General features: G+C 60.4%; 15 protein-coding genes. 11 read left to right on the forward strand and 4 right to left on the reverse strand.

Annotated elements, in window-relative coordinates:
- The first annotated feature begins 6 nt into the window (after positions 1–6).
- The 3 genes from KHO07_RS01395 to KHO07_RS01405 all read left to right on the forward strand — a co-directional run bounded on the left by KHO07_RS01395 (position 7) and on the right by KHO07_RS01405 (position 2,882).
- The gene (locus KHO07_RS01395) at positions 7–672 is read left to right on the forward strand and encodes a fumarylacetoacetate hydrolase family protein (protein WP_110747904.1); all 666 of its coding nucleotides are present in this window, start codon (positions 7–9) and stop codon (positions 670–672) included.
- Between the two features lie 249 nt (positions 673–921).
- The gene (locus KHO07_RS01400; protein ID WP_212626299.1) at positions 922–1,848 is read left to right on the forward strand and encodes an SdiA-regulated domain-containing protein; all 927 of its coding nucleotides are present in this window, start codon (positions 922–924) and stop codon (positions 1,846–1,848) included.
- Between the two features lie 116 nt (positions 1,849–1,964).
- Positions 1,965–2,882 (forward strand): SdiA-regulated domain-containing protein, encoded by a 918-nt coding sequence (locus tag KHO07_RS01405; protein ID WP_212626300.1) that lies wholly within the window; start codon positions 1,965–1,967, stop codon positions 2,880–2,882.
- 122 nt (positions 2,883–3,004) lie between these two features.
- On the opposite strand, the gene rpiA is transcribed toward KHO07_RS01405, so the two are convergent.
- On the reverse strand, positions 3,005–3,679 hold the full coding sequence (rpiA, locus tag KHO07_RS01410) for a ribose-5-phosphate isomerase RpiA (RefSeq protein ID WP_075946362.1): 675 nt from the start codon (positions 3,677–3,679) through the stop codon (positions 3,005–3,007).
- 291 nt (positions 3,680–3,970) lie between these two features.
- On the opposite strand from rpiA, the gene ilvA reads away from it, so the two are divergent.
- Together ilvA and KHO07_RS01420 are read left to right on the forward strand one after the other, a co-directional pair.
- The gene (gene ilvA, locus KHO07_RS01415; RefSeq protein WP_212626301.1) at positions 3,971–5,485 is read left to right on the forward strand and encodes a threonine ammonia-lyase, biosynthetic; all 1,515 of its coding nucleotides are present in this window, start codon (positions 3,971–3,973) and stop codon (positions 5,483–5,485) included.
- A 39-nt stretch (positions 5,486–5,524) separates the two neighbouring features.
- Entirely contained in the window at positions 5,525–5,950 is a 426-nt protein-coding gene (locus KHO07_RS01420; RefSeq protein WP_212626302.1) for a DUF2269 domain-containing protein, read from the forward strand.
- Between the two features lie 118 nt (positions 5,951–6,068).
- Here KHO07_RS01420 and KHO07_RS01425 read toward each other — a convergent pair whose 3' ends face one another.
- The gene (locus KHO07_RS01425; protein ID WP_150734119.1) at positions 6,069–6,725 is read right to left on the reverse strand and encodes an HAD family hydrolase; all 657 of its coding nucleotides are present in this window, start codon (positions 6,723–6,725) and stop codon (positions 6,069–6,071) included.
- Positions 6,726–6,868: 143 nt separating this feature from the next.
- Between KHO07_RS01425 and KHO07_RS01430 the strand changes: the two genes are divergently transcribed.
- Entirely contained in the window at positions 6,869–7,348 is a 480-nt protein-coding gene (locus tag KHO07_RS01430; protein ID WP_028623697.1) for an RNA pyrophosphohydrolase, read from the forward strand.
- Between the two features lie 22 nt (positions 7,349–7,370).
- Complete coding sequence (gene ptsP, locus KHO07_RS01435; RefSeq protein ID WP_150734120.1) at positions 7,371–9,650, forward strand: phosphoenolpyruvate--protein phosphotransferase; 2,280 nt, start codon at positions 7,371–7,373, stop codon at positions 9,648–9,650.
- Positions 9,651–9,778: 128 nt separating this feature from the next.
- On the opposite strand, the gene KHO07_RS01440 is transcribed toward ptsP, so the two are convergent.
- On the reverse strand, positions 9,779–10,525 hold the full coding sequence (locus KHO07_RS01440; RefSeq protein WP_212626303.1) for an NRDE family protein: 747 nt from the start codon (positions 10,523–10,525) through the stop codon (positions 9,779–9,781).
- Between the two features lie 133 nt (positions 10,526–10,658).
- Between KHO07_RS01440 and KHO07_RS01445 the strand changes: the two genes are divergently transcribed.
- From KHO07_RS01445 to KHO07_RS01455, 3 genes are all read left to right on the forward strand, one after another.
- Positions 10,659–11,441: a sulfite exporter TauE/SafE family protein gene (locus KHO07_RS01445; protein ID WP_075946356.1), complete on the forward strand. Its 783-nt coding sequence runs from the start codon at positions 10,659–10,661 to the stop codon at positions 11,439–11,441.
- Positions 11,442–11,517: 76 nt separating this feature from the next.
- A complete protein-coding gene (gene lgt, locus KHO07_RS01450) occupies positions 11,518–12,324 on the forward strand; it encodes a prolipoprotein diacylglyceryl transferase (RefSeq protein ID WP_150701796.1) in 807 nt (268 codons plus the stop codon).
- 49 nt (positions 12,325–12,373) lie between these two features.
- Positions 12,374–13,345, forward strand: coding sequence for a thymidylate synthase (locus KHO07_RS01455; RefSeq protein WP_150734122.1), 972 nt, complete (start codon positions 12,374–12,376; stop codon positions 13,343–13,345).
- 123 nt (positions 13,346–13,468) lie between these two features.
- Here the strand turns inward: KHO07_RS01455 and cadR are convergent, their stop codons facing one another.
- On the reverse strand, positions 13,469–13,918 hold the full coding sequence (cadR, locus tag KHO07_RS01460; RefSeq protein ID WP_075946353.1) for a Cd(II)/Pb(II)-responsive transcriptional regulator: 450 nt from the start codon (positions 13,916–13,918) through the stop codon (positions 13,469–13,471).
- Positions 13,919–14,003: 85 nt separating this feature from the next.
- Here cadR and KHO07_RS01465 point away from each other — a divergent pair, with 85 nt between their 5' ends.
- Entirely contained in the window at positions 14,004–16,262 is a 2,259-nt protein-coding gene (locus KHO07_RS01465) for a heavy metal translocating P-type ATPase (protein WP_212626304.1), read from the forward strand.
- Positions 16,263–16,270 lie beyond the last annotated feature (8 nt).

The raw sequence follows: 16,270 nt of genomic DNA on the forward strand, positions 1-16,270 counted from the left end.
TCGGTAATGAGCTATCAGCACCAGTATGTCGACGGTACGCGCATTCACTTCCCGCTGGGGAAAGTGGTGTGCATCGGCCGTAACTACGCCGAACACGCCAAGGAACTGGACAACCCGGTACCGACCGAGCCGCTGCTGTTCATCAAGCCAGGCAGTTGTGTGGTGCCGCTGGAAGGCGGTTTCAGCATTCCGACCGAACGCGGTTCGGTGCATTACGAAGCGGAAATCGCGGTGTTGATCGGCAAACCCTTGTCGACCAAACCGAGTGTCGAAGAAGTGCTCGATGCCATCTCCGGCTTCGCCCCGGCTCTGGACCTGACGCTGCGCGACAAGCAGGCCGAGCTGAAATCCAAGGGCCTGCCGTGGGAAATCGCCAAGTCCTTCGACGGCGCGGCGGTGATCGCCCCGTTCGTGTCCGGCAGCACGTTTGCTGACCTGACCGACATCGGCATCCGCCTGACCATCAACGGCGAAGTGCGCCAGGACGGTAACAGCAGCGCGATGCTCAACCCGATCGTGCCGATGATCCAGCACATGGCCGGCTGCTTCTCGTTGCAGGCCGGGGACGTGATCCTCACCGGCACGCCAGTGGGCGTTGGTCCGCTGAATGTCGGTGACGAAATCGTTCTGGAACTGCCGGGCGCCAGCCGCTTCACCAGCAGCGTTCGTTAATCCAGCGGCAAACCCTGTAGGAGCAGGCTTGCCAGCGATGAGGCCCTGACATCCAACATCCATGTTGACTGTTACACCGCTATCGCTGGCAAGCCAGCTCCTACAGGGTTTTTTTACGCCCGCATGGGGCTATCCCGCCATTTCCCGTTTTTTTCACATCTTGTCTGGATAATTCCAGGGTTTTCGGCGTCTGAGCCGATCCCAATTGTGCTATTACCCATAGCCTGAATTTCTGGATGCATTCCCTCGATGGCCACCCAACCGCTACCCACGCTGAAAACCGCTCGCCGCTCGCGCTTTGCCTTGCGTTGGTATACCTGGCTTTTGCTGGTGATCGCCGCCGCTTATGGCCTCGCGTTTGCCATGCATTGGGACGACCGTGGGGTGCTTTGGCTGCAAGAGCGTTTTGAAAGCCCGGTCGAGCGCCAAGAGAGCGTCTGGCTGCCGGACTATCAGGTGGTCATCGATGCCAAGCCGCTAGTGGGCATGGAGAAGGACGAGGCTTCGGACCTGGCTTACGACCCACAGACCAAAACCCTGTTTTCGGTGATGGGCAAAAACCCGTTTCTGGCCGAGTTGACCTTGCAGGGTGATGTGCTGCGCAAAATTCCGCTGGTGGGCTGGAGCAATCCTGAGGGCGTGACGGTGATGGGCAACGGCCACCTGGCCATCGTCGATGAGCGCGATCATGTGATTACGATCGTCAAGGTCGATGCCAATACCCGCGAGCTGAACATCGCCGATTTCCCGAAGTACGACCTCGGGCCGTCGAAGGATCAGAACAAAGCCTTTGAAGCCGTCACCTGGGATTCGCGCAATCAGCAGCTGTTGCTCGGTGTAGAGCGCCCGCCGGCACTGTTTACCTGGAAAAGTGACGGTCAGAAACTGATCGGCGACAAGCAGGCACTGGCCAGTGAAGAACTGGACATCCGCAATCTGTCAGCCCTCGCCATCGACCCGCGGACCGGCCACACCCTGGTGTTGTCTGCTGACTCGCACCTTTTGCTCGAACTTGACGAAAAAGGCGAGCAGGTCAGTTTCATGACGCTGTTGCGCGGTTTCAATGGCCTGAAAAAGACCATCCCCCGTGCCGAAGGCGTGACCATGGACGAGGCCGGCAACCTGTACTTCGTGAGCGAGCCGAACCTGTTTTACCGTTTCGAAAAACAGCGTTGAAAATTTTATGTAGGAATTTAGAGAGGCAATTGTAGGAACGGGCAAGTGGCCATTAAGCTTTAATTCAGACAGCCGTGATATTTCATCCGCCTGATCTAATTCCGAGCCCGCCTCCAATGCGTCGATTTGCCCGTCCCAAACCCCTGATTCTCATGCTGTCGGTGATTGCGTTGATCGTGTTGATTGCGGTCGGCCAATACCTGCGTCTGTTCGAACGTACCTGGTTCAACCTGCACGCGCTGTGGCAGCCATTGAGTACGCAGTCCATTGCGCTTGATCAGTACCGGGTGGTCCTGGAAGCGCAGGTCATCGAGGGGCTCGATGATGACGTCTCTGCGTTGACCTACGATCCGGTGCGCAAAAGCCTGTTCACCGTCACCAATAAAAACTCGGAGCTGATTGAGCTGTCCCTCGACGGCAAGATCTTGCGCCGCATTGCGCTGATCGGCTTTGGCGATCCGGAAGCCGTTGAGTACATCAGTGCCGACACTTACGTGATCACCGACGAGCGAGAGCAGCGTCTGATCAAGATCCGGCTGGAGCCTGACACCACCTTCCTTGACTCGGCAGATGCGGAACAGATGACCCTGGGTGTGCACATGAGCGGCAACAAGGGGTTTGAGGGCCTGGCTTACGATTCGGTGGGCAAGCGTCTGTTCGTTGCCAAGGAGCGCGACCCGATGCTGATCTATGAGGTGCACGGGTTTCCCCACTTCAATCCGGAAAAATCCTACGCGGTACACGTCATCAACAACCCCAAGCGCGATGCCGGGATGTTCGTGCGTGATCTGTCGAGCCTGCAATACGACGAGCGCAGCGGCCACTTGATGGCGCTGTCCGACGAGTCACGGTTGATTCTGGAACTGGATGTGGACGGTCGACCGTTGAGCACCATGTCGCTGAGCAAGGGGCGCCAGGGGCTGCAAAAGACTGTGCCGCAAGCGGAAGGCATCGCCATGGACGACGACGGTACGATGTACCTGGTGAGTGAGCCGAACCTGTTTTACGTCTTCAAAAAACCAGCGCAGCCCTAAGTCAGAATCACGACCCTGTAGGAGCTGGCTTGCCAGCGATGGGGCCATAACATTCAACATCTTCGTTGACTGTTACGCGGTCATCGCTGGCAAGCCAGCTCCTACAAGGGTTGTGCGTGTTCTTACTGAGCGCGCAGGGTCTTCACACCTTCGCTGGTCCCCAGCAACAGCAAGTCCGCAGGACGCGCCGCGAACAAACCATTGGTCACCACGCCGACGATTGCATTGATTTGCGTCTCCAGCTCCACCGGATGGGTGATCTGCAGGTTGTACACGTCGAGGATGATGTTGCCGTTGTCGGTCAGTACGCCTTCGCGGTAGACCGGATCGCCGCCCAGTTTCACCAGTTGGCGCGCCACGTGGCTGCGGGCCATCGGGATTACTTCGACCGGCAGCGGGAATGCGCCGAGGACAGGCACCAGCTTGCTGGCGTCAGCGATGCAGATGAAGGTCTTGGCCACGGCCGCGACAATCTTCTCGCGGGTCAGGGCTGCGCCGCCGCCCTTGATCAGGTTCAGATGCTCGTCGCTTTCATCGGCGCCGTCGACGTAGAACTCCAGGTCGCTGACGGTGTTCAGTTCGTACACCGGAATCCCGTGGCCCTTGAGGCGCGCGGCGGTGGCTTCGGAGCTGGCTACCGCGCCATCGAAAGCACCCTTGTGTTGGGCCAGGGCGTCGATGAAACAGTTGGCGGTGGAGCCGGTGCCGACACCGACGATGCTCTTGTCGTCGAGTTTCGGAAGGATGAAGTCGACGGCGGCCTGAGCCACTGCCTGTTTGAGTTGATCCTGGGTCATGCGGGCTCCGAGGTGCCGAAGAGGGGGGAACGAAAGGCCGGCATTATAGGCTTCGCGGTGGTGGAGGGGGAAACTCTCCTGTGGCGAGGGAGCATGCTCCCGCTGGAGCGCGAAGCGGTCCCTTGCAATCTTTCAGATAAAACGCGGGCGCAGATTTCACGACTGCTGCGCAGTCGAGCGGGAGCAAGCTCCCTCGCCACAGGGCTAAAACCTCTGCATTCGTGTGGTCGTGTGCCCAAAAGCCGGGTTAGACTCCTTGGTCCTGCCCAACTCGCTCAGTGATGCTTTCCGATGCTTGAACAGTACGTCAAAAAGATCCTCACCTCGCGCGTTTATGACGTCGCCGTTGAAACCCCATTGCAGTCTGCCCGCCAGCTCTCTGAGCGGTTGGGCAACGATATCTGGCTCAAGCGTGAAGACTTGCAGCCGGTGTTCTCGTTCAAGATTCGCGGCGCCTATAACAAGCTGACCCAGCTGAGCGATGAAGAGCGTGCTCGCGGCGTGGTCACGGCTTCGGCCGGCAACCATGCGCAAGGCCTGGCCCTGGCGGCCAAGGTGTTGGGTGTGAAAGCGACCATCGTCATGCCCAAGACCACCCCCGAGATCAAGGTCGAAGGCGTCCGTTCGCGCGGTGGCAAAGTGGTGCTGCATGGGGATTCGTTCCCCGAAGCCCTGGCCTACTCGCTGAAACTGGTCGACGAAAAAGGCTACGTCTACATTCACCCCTACGACGATCCCCACACCATTGCCGGGCAGGGCACGGTGGCCATGGAGATTTTGCGCCAGCACCCGCAGCCGCTGGATGCGATTTTCGTCCCGGTCGGCGGTGGCGGCCTGATCGCCGGCATCGCGGCGTACGTGAAGTATCTGCGCCCGGACATCAAGATCATCGGCGTCGAGCCGGACGACTCCAACTGCCTGCAAGCGGCCATGGCGGCGGGCGAGCGCGTGGTGCTGCCGACGGTGGGCATCTTCGCCGACGGCGTTGCAGTGGCGCAGATCGGCCAGCACACCTTCGAGATCTGCAAAGACTACGTCGATGAAGTCATCACCGTCAGCACCGACGAAATCTGCGCGGCGATCAAGGATATCTACGACGATACCCGCTCGATCACCGAGCCTGCCGGCGCGTTGGGCGTTGCGGGGATCAAGAAGTACGTCGAGCAGCGCGGTGTAACCGGGCAGACCTTCGTGGCCATCGACTCCGGCGCGAACGTCAACTTCGACCGCCTGCGTCATGTCGCCGAACGCGCCGAGTTGGGCGAAGGCCGTGAAGCGATCATCGCGGTGACCATTCCCGAGAAACCGGGCAGTTTCAAGGCGTTCTGCGAAGCCGTTGGCAAGCGCCAGATCACTGAATTCAACTATCGCTACAACACCGGAAGCGAAGCGCACATCTTTGTTGGCGTGCAGACGCACCCGGAAACCGACCCACGCAGTGCGCTGATCGCCAGCCTGAGCGAGCAGGGCTTCCCGGTGGTCGACCTGACCGACAACGAACTGGCGAAGTTGCACATCCGTCACATGGTCGGTGGCCGCGCGGCGCATGTGGTTGACGAAGTGATCCTGCGTTTCGAATTCCCGGAACGTCCGGGGGCGTTGTTCAACTTCCTTAATAAGCTCGGCGGACGCTGGAACATTTCGATGTTCCACTACCGCAACCATGGCGCGGCGGACGGTCGGGTAGTCGCAGGCCTGCAAGTGCCTCACGACGAACGTCACCTGGTGCCGGCAGCGCTGGAAGAAATCGGTTACCCGTACTGGGATGAAAGCGACAACCCGGCCTATCAGCTGTTTCTTGGCTGAGCGGCTACGCTGATGGCCAAGGCATAAGGAAATCGAACCATGGAAACGTTAGCAGCCCTGAAAATGGCGCACACCGCGGCGACGGCAATATTGTTGGGTTGTGCGCTGGGCCTGGGCATATGGTTCTGGCAAACGCGGCGCACTGGCGATGCGACTGCCGGGGCACGCACGCTGCAGCGGCCAAGGGTGTTCGTTTGGCTGCTGATGGGCATTGCGTTGCTGAGTATGCCGTTCACCGGTTGGTGGATGGTGCACCTGGTGGGCTGGCCGCTGGGGCAGACCTGGCTGCTGGCGTCGAGCGTGCTGTACACCGTGGCGGCACTGGCGTGGTTCTGGCTGCTGGTGCGGCTGAACAAGTTGCGCAAGGCGCCGGGCGGCGTGGGCAAATTTACCTTTGCCTTGGCGTTGTTCAGTTTTGTCTGCTTTATCGCGATTGCCGGGTTGATGGGTGCCAAGCCTGTCTAGGGATTAAGACCGAGTCGCCCCAATCGCTGGCAAGCCAGCTCCTGCAGGATCTTCAGTGAACACATAATTTGTGGACGCTTGAAAACCTGTAGGAGCCGGCTTGCTGGCGATGGCGTAATCAGTCGCGCAGGCTAATCACCGGCCACCCACGCTTCTCGGCTTCGGCCCGCAGATTCGGGTCCGGATCGACGGCCACCGGGTTCGCCACCTCCTCCAGCAACGCCAAGTCATTCATCGAGTCGCTATAGAAATAGCTGTCTTCCAGCGTGTGCCCGGTCTCCTCCAGCCAGCGATTCAGGCGTGTCACCTTGCCTTCGCGGAAGCACGGCACGTCGGTGCTGCGCCCGGTATAACGGCCGTCCTGCATTTCGCACTCGGTGGCGATCAGGGTTTCGACGCCCAGGCGCTCGGCAATCGGCCCGGTGACGAAGCGGTTGGTGGCGGTGATGATCACCAGCTTGTCGCCAGCTTCACGGTGCCTGGCCAGCAGCTCGATGGCCTTGGGCAGCATGATCGGCTCGATGCAATCGCGCATGTAATCGCTGTGCCAGAGATCCAGCGTCGCCATTTCGGTGCGGCCGAGGACCTCCAGGCAGAAGTTCAGGTAAGCGGCGTTGTCCAGCTTGCCTGCCAGGTAGTCCTGATAAAACTCGTCGTTTCGAGTCTTGTAGGCGATGGGATCGAGGAAGCCTCGCTCACACAGGTAATCGCCCCAAGCGTGGTCGCTGTCGCCGCCCAGAAGCGTGTTGTCCAAGTCGAATAAAGCCAGCCGCATTGCAGTTACTCGCTGAAAAGTCTGTAGAAAGGCCTCCAGAATACGTACTTTTCACAAGAGTGCACATAAGGTAGGCCGGCGCGTTGCTGCCTTCACAACCTTTGTGGAACAATGCGGCGACATGCGTTTGCGAGGTTGTTGCCGTGATCGACCCCGATGGTTTCCGTCCTAATGTCGGGATCATTCTCACGAATGATGCCGGCCAGGTGCTATGGGCTCGCCGAATCAATCAAGATGCCTGGCAGTTTCCTCAAGGCGGGATCAACCCCCAGGAGACGCCGGAAGACGCCTTGTACCGCGAGCTGAACGAAGAAGTGGGCCTGGAGCGCGAAGATGTTGAAATACTCGCCTGCACCCGGGGCTGGTTGCGCTATCGTTTGCCGCAGCGTCTGGTCCGCACGCACAGCCAACCGCTGTGCATCGGCCAGAAACAGAAATGGTTTCTCCTGCGCCTGATCTCCAATGAGCAGCGGGTGCGGATGGATTTGACCGGTAAACCGGAGTTCGATGGCTGGCGCTGGGTCAGCTATTGGTATCCGTTGGGCCAGGTGGTGACATTCAAGCGCGAGGTGTATCGACGCGCTCTCAAAGAGCTTGCCCCGCGCCTTTTATCGCGCGACTGACGACGGAGTTCGACCCCGAGCCATGCTCAATACGCTGCGCAAGATCGTCCAGGAAGTTAACTCCGCCAAGGATCTCAAGGCGGCGTTGGGGATTATTGTGTTGCGCGTCAAAGAGGCCATGGGCAGCCAGGTCTGCTCGGTCTACCTGCTTGATCCAGAGACCAACCGTTTCGTGCTGATGGCCACCGAGGGCTTGAACAAGCGCTCGATCGGCAAAGTCAGCATGGCGCCCAATGAAGGTCTGGTCGGCCTGGTCGGCACGCGTGAAGAACCCCTGAACCTCGAAAACGCCGCGGATCACCCGCGCTACCGCTACTTCGCCGAGACCGGTGAAGAGCGTTACGCCTCGTTCCTCGGGGCGCCGATCATTCACCACCGCCGCGTCGTCGGCGTGTTGGTCATCCAGCAAAAAGAACGTCGCCAGTTCGACGAAGGTGAAGAAGCCTTCCTCGTGACCATGAGCGCGCAGCTCGCCGGCGTTATCGCCCACGCCGAGGCGACCGGTTCGATCCGTGGCCTGGGTCGTCAGGGCAAAGGCATCCAGGAAGCCAAGTTCGTCGGCGTCCCGGGTTCTCCGGGGGCGGCGGTCGGTACGGCGGTGGTCATGCTGCCACCGGCCGATCTGGACGTGGTCCCCGACAAGACCATCACCGATATCGACGCTGAACTCGGGCTGTTCAAAACCGCCATCGAAGGCGTGCGCGCCGACATGCGTACGTTGTCGGCCAAGCTCGCCACTCAGTTGCGCCCGGAAGAGCGGGCGTTGTTCGACGTCTACCTGATGATGCTCGACGATGCCGCGCTGGGCAACGAAGTCACCACCGTGATCAAGACCGGCCAGTGGGCGCAGGGCGCATTGCGTCAGGTGGTCACCGATCACGTCAACCGTTTCGAACTGATGGACGATGCCTACCTGCGTGAGCGTGCGTCGGACGTCAAAGACCTCGGTCGCCGGTTGCTCGCCTACTTGCAGGAAGAGCGCCAGCAAACCCTGGTCTACCCCGACAACACCATTCTGGTCAGCGAGGAACTGACGCCGGCCATGCTCGGCGAGGTGCCGGAAGACAAGTTGGTGGGTCTGGTATCGGTACTGGGTTCGGGTAACTCCCACGTCGCGATCCTTGCCCGGGCCATGGGCATTCCGACGGTGATGGGCCTGGTCGACCTGCCGTATTCCAAGGTCGACGGCATCGGCATGATCGTCGACGGTCACCGCGGCGAGGTCTACACCAACCCCAGCGACGTGCTGCGCAAGCAGTTCGCCGAAGTGGTGGAAGAAGAGAAACAACTGGCCCTGGGCCTCGATGCGCTGCGTGATCTGCCGTGTATCACGGTCGATGGCCACCGCATGCCGCTGTGGGTCAACACCGGCCTGCTGGCGGACGTGGCACGCGCGCAGAAGCGCGGTGCCGAAGGCGTTGGTCTGTACCGCACCGAAGTGCCGTTCATGATCAACCAGCGATTCCCGAGCGAAAAAGAACAACTGGCGATCTACCGCGAGCAGTTGGCCGCGTTCCACCCGCAACCGGTGACCATGCGCAGCCTGGACATTGGCGGCGACAAGGCGCTGTCGTACTTCCCGATCAAGGAAGACAACCCGTTCCTCGGCTGGCGCGGGATTCGCGTCACCCTCGACCACCCGGAAATCTTCCTGGTGCAGACCCGCGCCATGCTCAAGGCCAGTGAAGGCTTGAACAACCTGCGGATTCTGCTGCCGATGATCTCCGGCACGCACGAACTCGAAGAAGCCCTGCACCTGATCCACCGGGCCTGGGGTGAAGTGCGCGACGAAGGCACCGATGTGCCGATGCCGCCGATTGGCGTGATGATCGAAATTCCGGCGGCGGTGTACCAGACCAAGGAACTGGCGCGGCAGGTGGACTTCCTGTCGGTCGGCTCCAACGACCTGACCCAATATCTGCTGGCCGTGGACCGCAACAACCCGCGGGTCGCCGATCTCTACGACTACTTGCACCCGGCGGTGCTGCAAGCCTTGCAGAATGTGGTGCGCGACGCCCATGCCGAAGGCAAGCCAGTGAGTATCTGTGGCGAGATGGCTGGTGATCCGGCGGCGGCAGTGCTGTTGATGGCGATGGGTTTCGACAGCTTGTCGATGAACGCCACCAACCTGCCGAAGGTGAAGTGGATGCTGCGTCAGATCAACCTGAGCAAGGCCAAGGAATTGCTCGCTGAATTGATGACCATCGACAACCCGCAAGTTATCCACAGCTCGCTGCAATTGGCGCTGAAGAACCTCGGGTTGGCGCGGATGATCAATCCGGCGGCAGTCAAAGCCGTCTGAAACGCTGAGAGCCCCATCGCTGGCAAGCCAGCTCCTGCAGGGTTTGGGTCGGTTCACAGGTTTGTGAACGACCCCTGGTTTGTGGGCGCTGGCTTGCCAGCGATGAGGGCAGTCCAGTCAGCAAAAAATCAAATCCTGATCTCAACTTCCCCAAGATGCCCGCCATACGGCCCGAAACTCCTTTCGACCAAATGCCGCGTCCCATCCGCCTGGACAATCAACGCCGTACTCGCCCGCGTCCCGTAACTCTGGCTGGCAATGAACACACTCGATAACAACGTCTCGGTGGCCAACCCCACCCCGGTATCCGGCAATTCGGCAAACGGCGCGGTCTGCGCATCACTCAATAATGCCAGCAGCGCCTGAGGCTGTGGGTCATCCAGCACCTCGCTCAACGCTGCCTTGGCCCGGAGCAATTTCGGCCACGGCGTATCCAGCCCGGCGTTCGACAGCCCATACAGCCCAGGTGGCAGCAGCACCGCTTCCGTTTCCCGGGCATTGAAATGCCAAAGCTCATTTTTGTTGCCGACCAGCAGGTTAAACCCGCCATATTCCGGCGAACGGGCGACAACGTCGGTTAAATAGTCGTCAATCGACAAATCGCCGGTGAGAAAGCGCGCCACCAATTCGCCCCGGGACTTGCGCCCCGGCGGCTGATGCGGATCTCGAATATTGGTCAGCGCAGCAAAGCGGCCGTTGACGCCAACACCGAGCCACGTGCCGCCGGCCTCCAGGTCGCGACCGGCGTAGACATGGGGTGCTTCAGGCCATTGCGCCAGCGGCAGGCTGGGGCGGGCGTAGAATTCGTCGCGGTTGGCCGCCACAATCAGCGGCTGGGCACGGTCCGGTTCCCAGGAAAAAACAATCAGGCACATAAGGTGATCCTTGTGTGTTTTTTTGCCCACTGTACGCAGTCGAGGTGCGGGTATCCATCGCCATCCAGTGGAGCCCGATGCCATGCATCCGTTACCATGCCGCTCCGGTTTTGGGGTTGGGTGGCGAAGCGACATGGAATTTCTGCTCTATCTGGCGCTCGGCGCTTGTGCCGGGGTGCTGGCCGGGTTGTTCGGCGTCGGCGGCGGCATCATCATTGTGCCGGTGCTGGTGTTCAGCTTTACCTTGCAGGGTTTCGATGCGTCGATCCTCACCCACCTCGCCGTGGGTACATCGCTGGCGACGATCATTTTCACCTCGGTGAATGCGGTGCGTGAACATCACCGTCGCGGCGCCGTGCGCTGGCCGATCTTCGTCTGGATGACCGTCGGTATCCTGATCGGCGCCGGTTTTGGCGCGCTGACCGCCGAAGCGATCTCCGGGCCGAACCTGCAAAAAATCATCGGTGTGTTTGCTCTGGTGATCGCCGTGCAACTGGCGCTGGACGTCAAACCCAAGGCCAGCCGAACGGTGCCGGGTAAATTCGGTCTGACCGTGGCTGGCAGTGTGATTGGCTGGGCTTCGGCGATTTTCGGAATTGGCGGCGGTTCGTTGACCGTGCCGTTTTTGACCTGGCGCAGCGTGCCAATGCAGCAAGCCGTCGCCACGTCATCGGCCTGCGGCCTGCCGATCGCTTTGGCAAGTGCATTAAGTTTCATGATTCTGGGCTGGCACGATCCGCTGTTACCGGCCCATAGTCTCGGTTTTATTTATTTACCGGCGCTGCTGGGCATTGCCCTGACCAGCATGGTTTTTGCCCGTCTCGGCGCGAAGCTGGCCCACCGATTGTCGCCGAAGTTGCTGAAAAGACTGTTTGCCGCTTTGCTGTTCTGCGTTGGCCTGAGTTTCCTGCTCTGACGCACGGCACAATCCTGGCTTAATCCTGAGGTGGCAGCGTCGCCCGGGAATTGATTTGAACTCATGAGGAGTCGCAATGCTGCCTTACCCGCAGATCGACCCGGTGGCCCTGGCCATCGGTCCGCTGAAAATCCACTGGTACGGTCTGATGTACCTGATCGGCATCGGCGGCGCCTGGCTGCTGGCCTCCCGCCGGTTGAACCGCTTCGACCCGACCTGGACCAAGGAGAAACTCTCCGACATGGTGTTCTGGATGTCGATGGGGGTGATTGTTGGCGGGCGCCTGGGCTACGTGTTGTTCTACGATCTGAGTGCCTATATCGCCAACCCGCTGTTGATCTTTGAGGTGTGGAAGGGCGGCATGTCGTTCCACGGCGGCTTCATCGGCGTGATGCTGGCGGCCTTGTGGTTCGGTAAGAAGAACAACAAGTCGTTCTTCCAGCTGATGGACTTTGTTGCACCGATGGTGCCGATCGGCCTGGGTGCGGGGCGCATCGGCAACTTCATCAACGCCGAATTGTGGGGCAAGGCGACCGACGTGCCGTGGGCGATGGTCTTCCCGACCGACCCGGCGCAACTGGCGCGTCATCCGTCGCAGCTGTATCAGTTCGCCCTCGAAGGCGTGGCGCTGTTCCTGATCCTCTGGCTGTTCTCGCGCAAGCCGCGACCAACCATGGCGGTATCGGGCATGTTCGCGCTGTTCTACGGCATCTTCCGTTTCATCGTCGAGTTCGTCCGCGTACCGGACGCGCAACTCGGCTACTTGGCCTGGAACTGGCTGACCATGGGCCAGGTGCTGTGCGTACCGATGATCCTCGGCGGGCTGTTCCTGATCTGGCTGGCGTATCACCGCGCCCCGGCGACTCCAGCGGCAGCGGTATAAAATTCGAATCCCGCAGCGACGGCTGCGGGTTCAAGGACACAGGTAATTCATGAAGCAATATCTCGAACTGGTCGCCCACGTCATCAAGAACGGCACCAAGCAGGCCAACCGCACCGGCGTGAACACCATCAGTTTTCCCGGCGCGATGCTGCGTTACGACTTGCAGGAAGGTTTTCCGGCGATCACCACCCGCAAAATGGCGTTCAAATCGGCCATTGGCGAGATGTGCGGTTTCCTGCGTGGCGTGAACAACGCCGCCGAATTCCGTGCCTTGGGCTGCAAGGTCTGGGACCAGAACGCCAACGAAAACGCCCAGTGGCTGGCCAACCCGTTCCGCCAGGGCGCAGACGACCTCGGTGAAATCTACGGCGTGCAATGGCGCAAGTGGCCGGCGTACAAGCAGATTCCGCTGAGCAATCCGGCCGCCATCGAGCAGACCCTGAGCCAGGGTTACCGCCAGATCGCTGAGGGTGAAGAAGACGGCCAGGCCTACGTGGTGCTGTACAAAGCCATCGACCAGGTTCGCCAATGCGTCGACACCATCATCAAGGACCCGGGCAGCCGCCGCATTCTGTTCCACGGCTGGAACGTTGCCCAGCTTGATGAAATGGCCCTGCCGCCGTGTCACTTGCTGTACCAGTTCCACCCGAATGTCGAGACCAGGGAGATTTCCCTGACGCTCTACATCCGCTCCAACGACCTGGGCCTGGGCACGCCGTTCAACCTCACCGAAGGCGCCGCGCTGCTGAGCCTGATCGGTCGCCTGACCGGCTACACGCCGCGCTGGTTCACCTATTTCATCGGTGATGCCCACGTCTACGAGAACCACCTGGACATGCTCAACGAACAGCTCAAGCGCGAGCCGTTCCCGATGCCGAAACTGGTGATCAGTGATCGTGTGCCGGAGTTTGCCAAGACCGGTGTGTATCAGCCGGAGTGGCTGGAGTTGGTAGAGCCGGGCGACTTCTCGCTGGAAGGCTACGAGCACCACGCACCCATGACCGCGCCGATGGCGGTCTAAAGGCAATCCACAAGACCTGTAGGAGCGGGCTTGCCCGCGATGACGGCGGCACATCCAGCATTGATGTGACTGACCCCACCGCTATCGCGGGCAATCCCGCTCCCACAGGGTTCTGTGGTGTTGTTAATGGCCGTGACTACGGCCCACATGTGAATGCTCAACCTCCGTCGCTACGACCCCGCCACTCACTTCCAGCCGCTGCAAAATCCCGCATTGATCGACATCCGGCCCTTCGCCACAGCGTTGGCGCAGGTCGAGCAGCTGCGCCTGCAACGCCAGCAAGCCGTCAATTCGCGCTTTCACATGGTGGATATGCTCGTCGATCAACGCATTGACGCTTTCGCACTGATCCTGCGGGCTGTCACGAAGGGCCAGCAGGCTGCGGATTTCTTCGAGGGTCATGTCGAGGGTGCGGCAATTGCGGATGAACGTCAGGCGCTCAGCGTGGGCCTGGGTGTAGACGCGGTAGTTGCCGTCGCTGCGGGCCGGCTCCGGCAGCAGGTTTTCGCGCTCGTAATAGCGGATCGTTTCAACTGCGCAATCCGTGAGTTTCGCCAGCTCTCCGATCTTCATGACGAGGATCTCCAAAAAGGGTGCTTGACCCTATAGTGGCTACAGGGTCTTTACTTGGCAACAGGTACTCTTATGGACGCGACCAATGAGCGATTCCCTGCACAGCCACAAACCCGAAGACGCTTGCTGCGCCAGCAAGCTGAAGCCCGTGCCCCAACATGTACATGGCGGCCATGGTGATTCCTGCTGCTCGTCGACAGTCTCGGCGCCGGCGCTGGTCCAGTTGAGTGAAGCACCAAGCGCCGATGCGCGGCTGAGCAACTTCCGAATCGAAGCCATGGATTGCCCGACCGAGCAGACGCTGATTCAAAACAAGCTAGGAAAACTGACCGGTGTGCAGCAGCTGGAGTTCAATTTGATCAACCGGGTGCTGGGCGTCACCCACAAGCTGCCAAGCACCACACCGATCATCGACGCCATCAAATCCCTCGGCATGCACGCCGAACCCCTGGAGCAGGGCGTCGAAGCACCGGCGCCGGAGCCCGAGAAAAAGTCCTGGTGGCCGCTGGCATTGTCCGGCGTCGGTGCATTGCTGGCCGAAGTGATCCACTTAACCGCCGCTGCACCGAATTGGGTGGTGGCGTTTATTGCGCTGATCTCGATTCTCAGTGGTGGCCTGAGCACCTATAAAAAGGGCTGGATTGCCCTGAAGAACCTCAACCTGAACATCAACGCGCTGATGAGCATCGCGGTGACCGGCGCGATCCTGATCGGGCAATGGCCGGAAGCGGCGATGGTGATGTTCCTGTTCACCGTGGCCGAGCTGATCGAAGCCAAATCCCTGGACCGCGCGCGCAACGCCATCAGCGGCCTGATGCAGATGACGCCGGAGCAGGCGACAGTCTTGCAGGCTGACGGCAGTTGGGTCACCCGGGAGGTGAAGGCCATCGAGCTGGGCGCGCGGGTGCGGGTGCGTCCCGGCGAGCGCATTGCGCTGGATGGCGAGGTGCTTTCGGGTAACTCGACCATCGATCAGGCACCGATCACCGGCGAAAGCCTGCCCGTGGAAAAAACCATCGGCGACAAGGTGTTTGCCGGCACCATCAATCAGGCAGGCTCCCTGGAATACGCCGTGACGGCGGCAGCGAGCAACTCGACCCTGGCGCGGATCATCCACGCCGTCGAGCAGGCCCAGGGCGCGCGGGCGCCGACCCAGCGCTTCGTCGACAGTTTCTCGAAAATCTACACGCCGGCGGTGTTTATCCTGGCGTTGGCCGTCGCGGTCATTCCGCCATTGTTCATGAATGCGTTGTGGTTCGACTGGATCTACCGGGCGTTGGTGTTGTTGGTGGTCGCCTGCCCTTGTGCCTTGGTGATCTCTACGCCGGTGACCATTGTCAGCGGCCTGGCTGCTGCCGCGCGCAAAGGCATTCTGGTCAAAGGCGGGGTTTATCTGGAGGGCGGTTACAAGCTCGACTACCTTGCTTTGGACAAGACCGGCACCCTCACCCACGGCAAACCGGTGCAGACCGATTACCTGTCGCTTGAGCCTGCCGCCGAAACTTCAGCTCCGGCGATTGCCGCTGCGCTGGCCGGTCGATCCGATCACCCGGTATCGCGGGCCATCGCCGATGCGGCTGTGGATAAACAATTCGCCCCACTCGTTGTGGATAACTTCGAGGCGCTGGGCGGGCGCGGGGTGCGTGGCGAGATCAACGGTCAGCTCTACCATTTGGGTAACCATCGTCTGGTTGAAGACCTGGGCTTGTGCTCGCCGGCGCTGGAGGAGAAGTTGTTCGCCCTGGAAAAACAGGGCAAATCGGTGGTGCTGCTGCTCGATCAATCCGGCCCATTGGCGCTGTTTGCCGTAGCCGATACGGTGAAGGAATCCAGCCGCGAAGCGATCCATCAATTGCATGATCTGGGCATCAAGACCGTGATGCTCACTGGCGATAACGTTCACACCGCCGAGGCGATTGCAGCGCAAGTCGGAATTGACGAAGCCAAGGGCGATCTGTTGCCCACCGACAAATTGCAGGCGATTGAAGCGCTGTATGCCAAAGGGCATATCGTCGGGATGGTCGGTGATGGCATCAACGATGCGCCGGCGCTGGCGCGTTCCGAGATCGGTTTCGCCATGGCGGCCGCCGGTACGGATACCGCCATCGAGACCGCTGATGTCGCCCTGATGGACGATGATCTGCGCAAAATCCCCGCTTTCATCCGCCTGTCGCGCCAGACGTCGAGCATCCTCAAACAGAACATTGCCCTGGCATTGGTCATCAAGGCGATCTTTCTTGGGGTAACCTTCGCCGGGCTCGCTACCATGTGGATGGCGGTGTTTGCCGACATGGGTGTGAGCCTGCTGGTGGTGTTCAACGGTTTGCGCCTGCTGCGCAAATAAAGGATGAG

The organism is Pseudomonas sp. PP3 (assembly GCF_905336995.1).
Classification (GTDB): domain Bacteria; phylum Pseudomonadota; class Gammaproteobacteria; order Pseudomonadales; family Pseudomonadaceae; genus Aquipseudomonas; species Aquipseudomonas reinekei.

Bases quoted from the DNA above. Each gene is read 5' to 3' on its own strand.
- KHO07_RS01455 (WP_150734122.1), top strand. From the start codon at position 12,374: ATGAAGCAATATCTCGAACTGGTCGCCCACGTCATCAAGAACGGCACC.
- KHO07_RS01425 (WP_150734119.1), bottom strand. From the start codon at position 6,725: ATGCGGCTGGCTTTATTCGACTTGGACAACACGCTTCTGGGCGGCGAC.
- KHO07_RS01445 (WP_075946356.1), top strand. From the start codon at position 10,659: ATGGAATTTCTGCTCTATCTGGCGCTCGGCGCTTGTGCCGGGGTGCTG.
- ilvA (WP_212626301.1), top strand. From the start codon at position 3,971: ATGCTTGAACAGTACGTCAAAAAGATCCTCACCTCGCGCGTTTATGAC.
- KHO07_RS01405 (WP_212626300.1), top strand. From the start codon at position 1,965: ATGCGTCGATTTGCCCGTCCCAAACCCCTGATTCTCATGCTGTCGGTG.
- KHO07_RS01465 (WP_212626304.1), top strand. From the start codon at position 14,004: ATGAGCGATTCCCTGCACAGCCACAAACCCGAAGACGCTTGCTGCGCC.
- KHO07_RS01400 (WP_212626299.1), top strand. From the start codon at position 922: ATGGCCACCCAACCGCTACCCACGCTGAAAACCGCTCGCCGCTCGCGC.
- cadR (WP_075946353.1), bottom strand. From the start codon at position 13,918: ATGAAGATCGGAGAGCTGGCGAAACTCACGGATTGCGCAGTTGAAACG.
- lgt (WP_150701796.1), top strand. From the start codon at position 11,518: ATGCTGCCTTACCCGCAGATCGACCCGGTGGCCCTGGCCATCGGTCCG.
- KHO07_RS01420 (WP_212626302.1), top strand. From the start codon at position 5,525: ATGGAAACGTTAGCAGCCCTGAAAATGGCGCACACCGCGGCGACGGCA.
- KHO07_RS01395 (WP_110747904.1), top strand. From the start codon at position 7: ATGAGCTATCAGCACCAGTATGTCGACGGTACGCGCATTCACTTCCCG.
- KHO07_RS01440 (WP_212626303.1), bottom strand. From the start codon at position 10,525: ATGTGCCTGATTGTTTTTTCCTGGGAACCGGACCGTGCCCAGCCGCTG.
- ptsP (WP_150734120.1), top strand. From the start codon at position 7,371: ATGCTCAATACGCTGCGCAAGATCGTCCAGGAAGTTAACTCCGCCAAG.
- rpiA (WP_075946362.1), bottom strand. From the start codon at position 3,679: ATGACCCAGGATCAACTCAAACAGGCAGTGGCTCAGGCCGCCGTCGAC.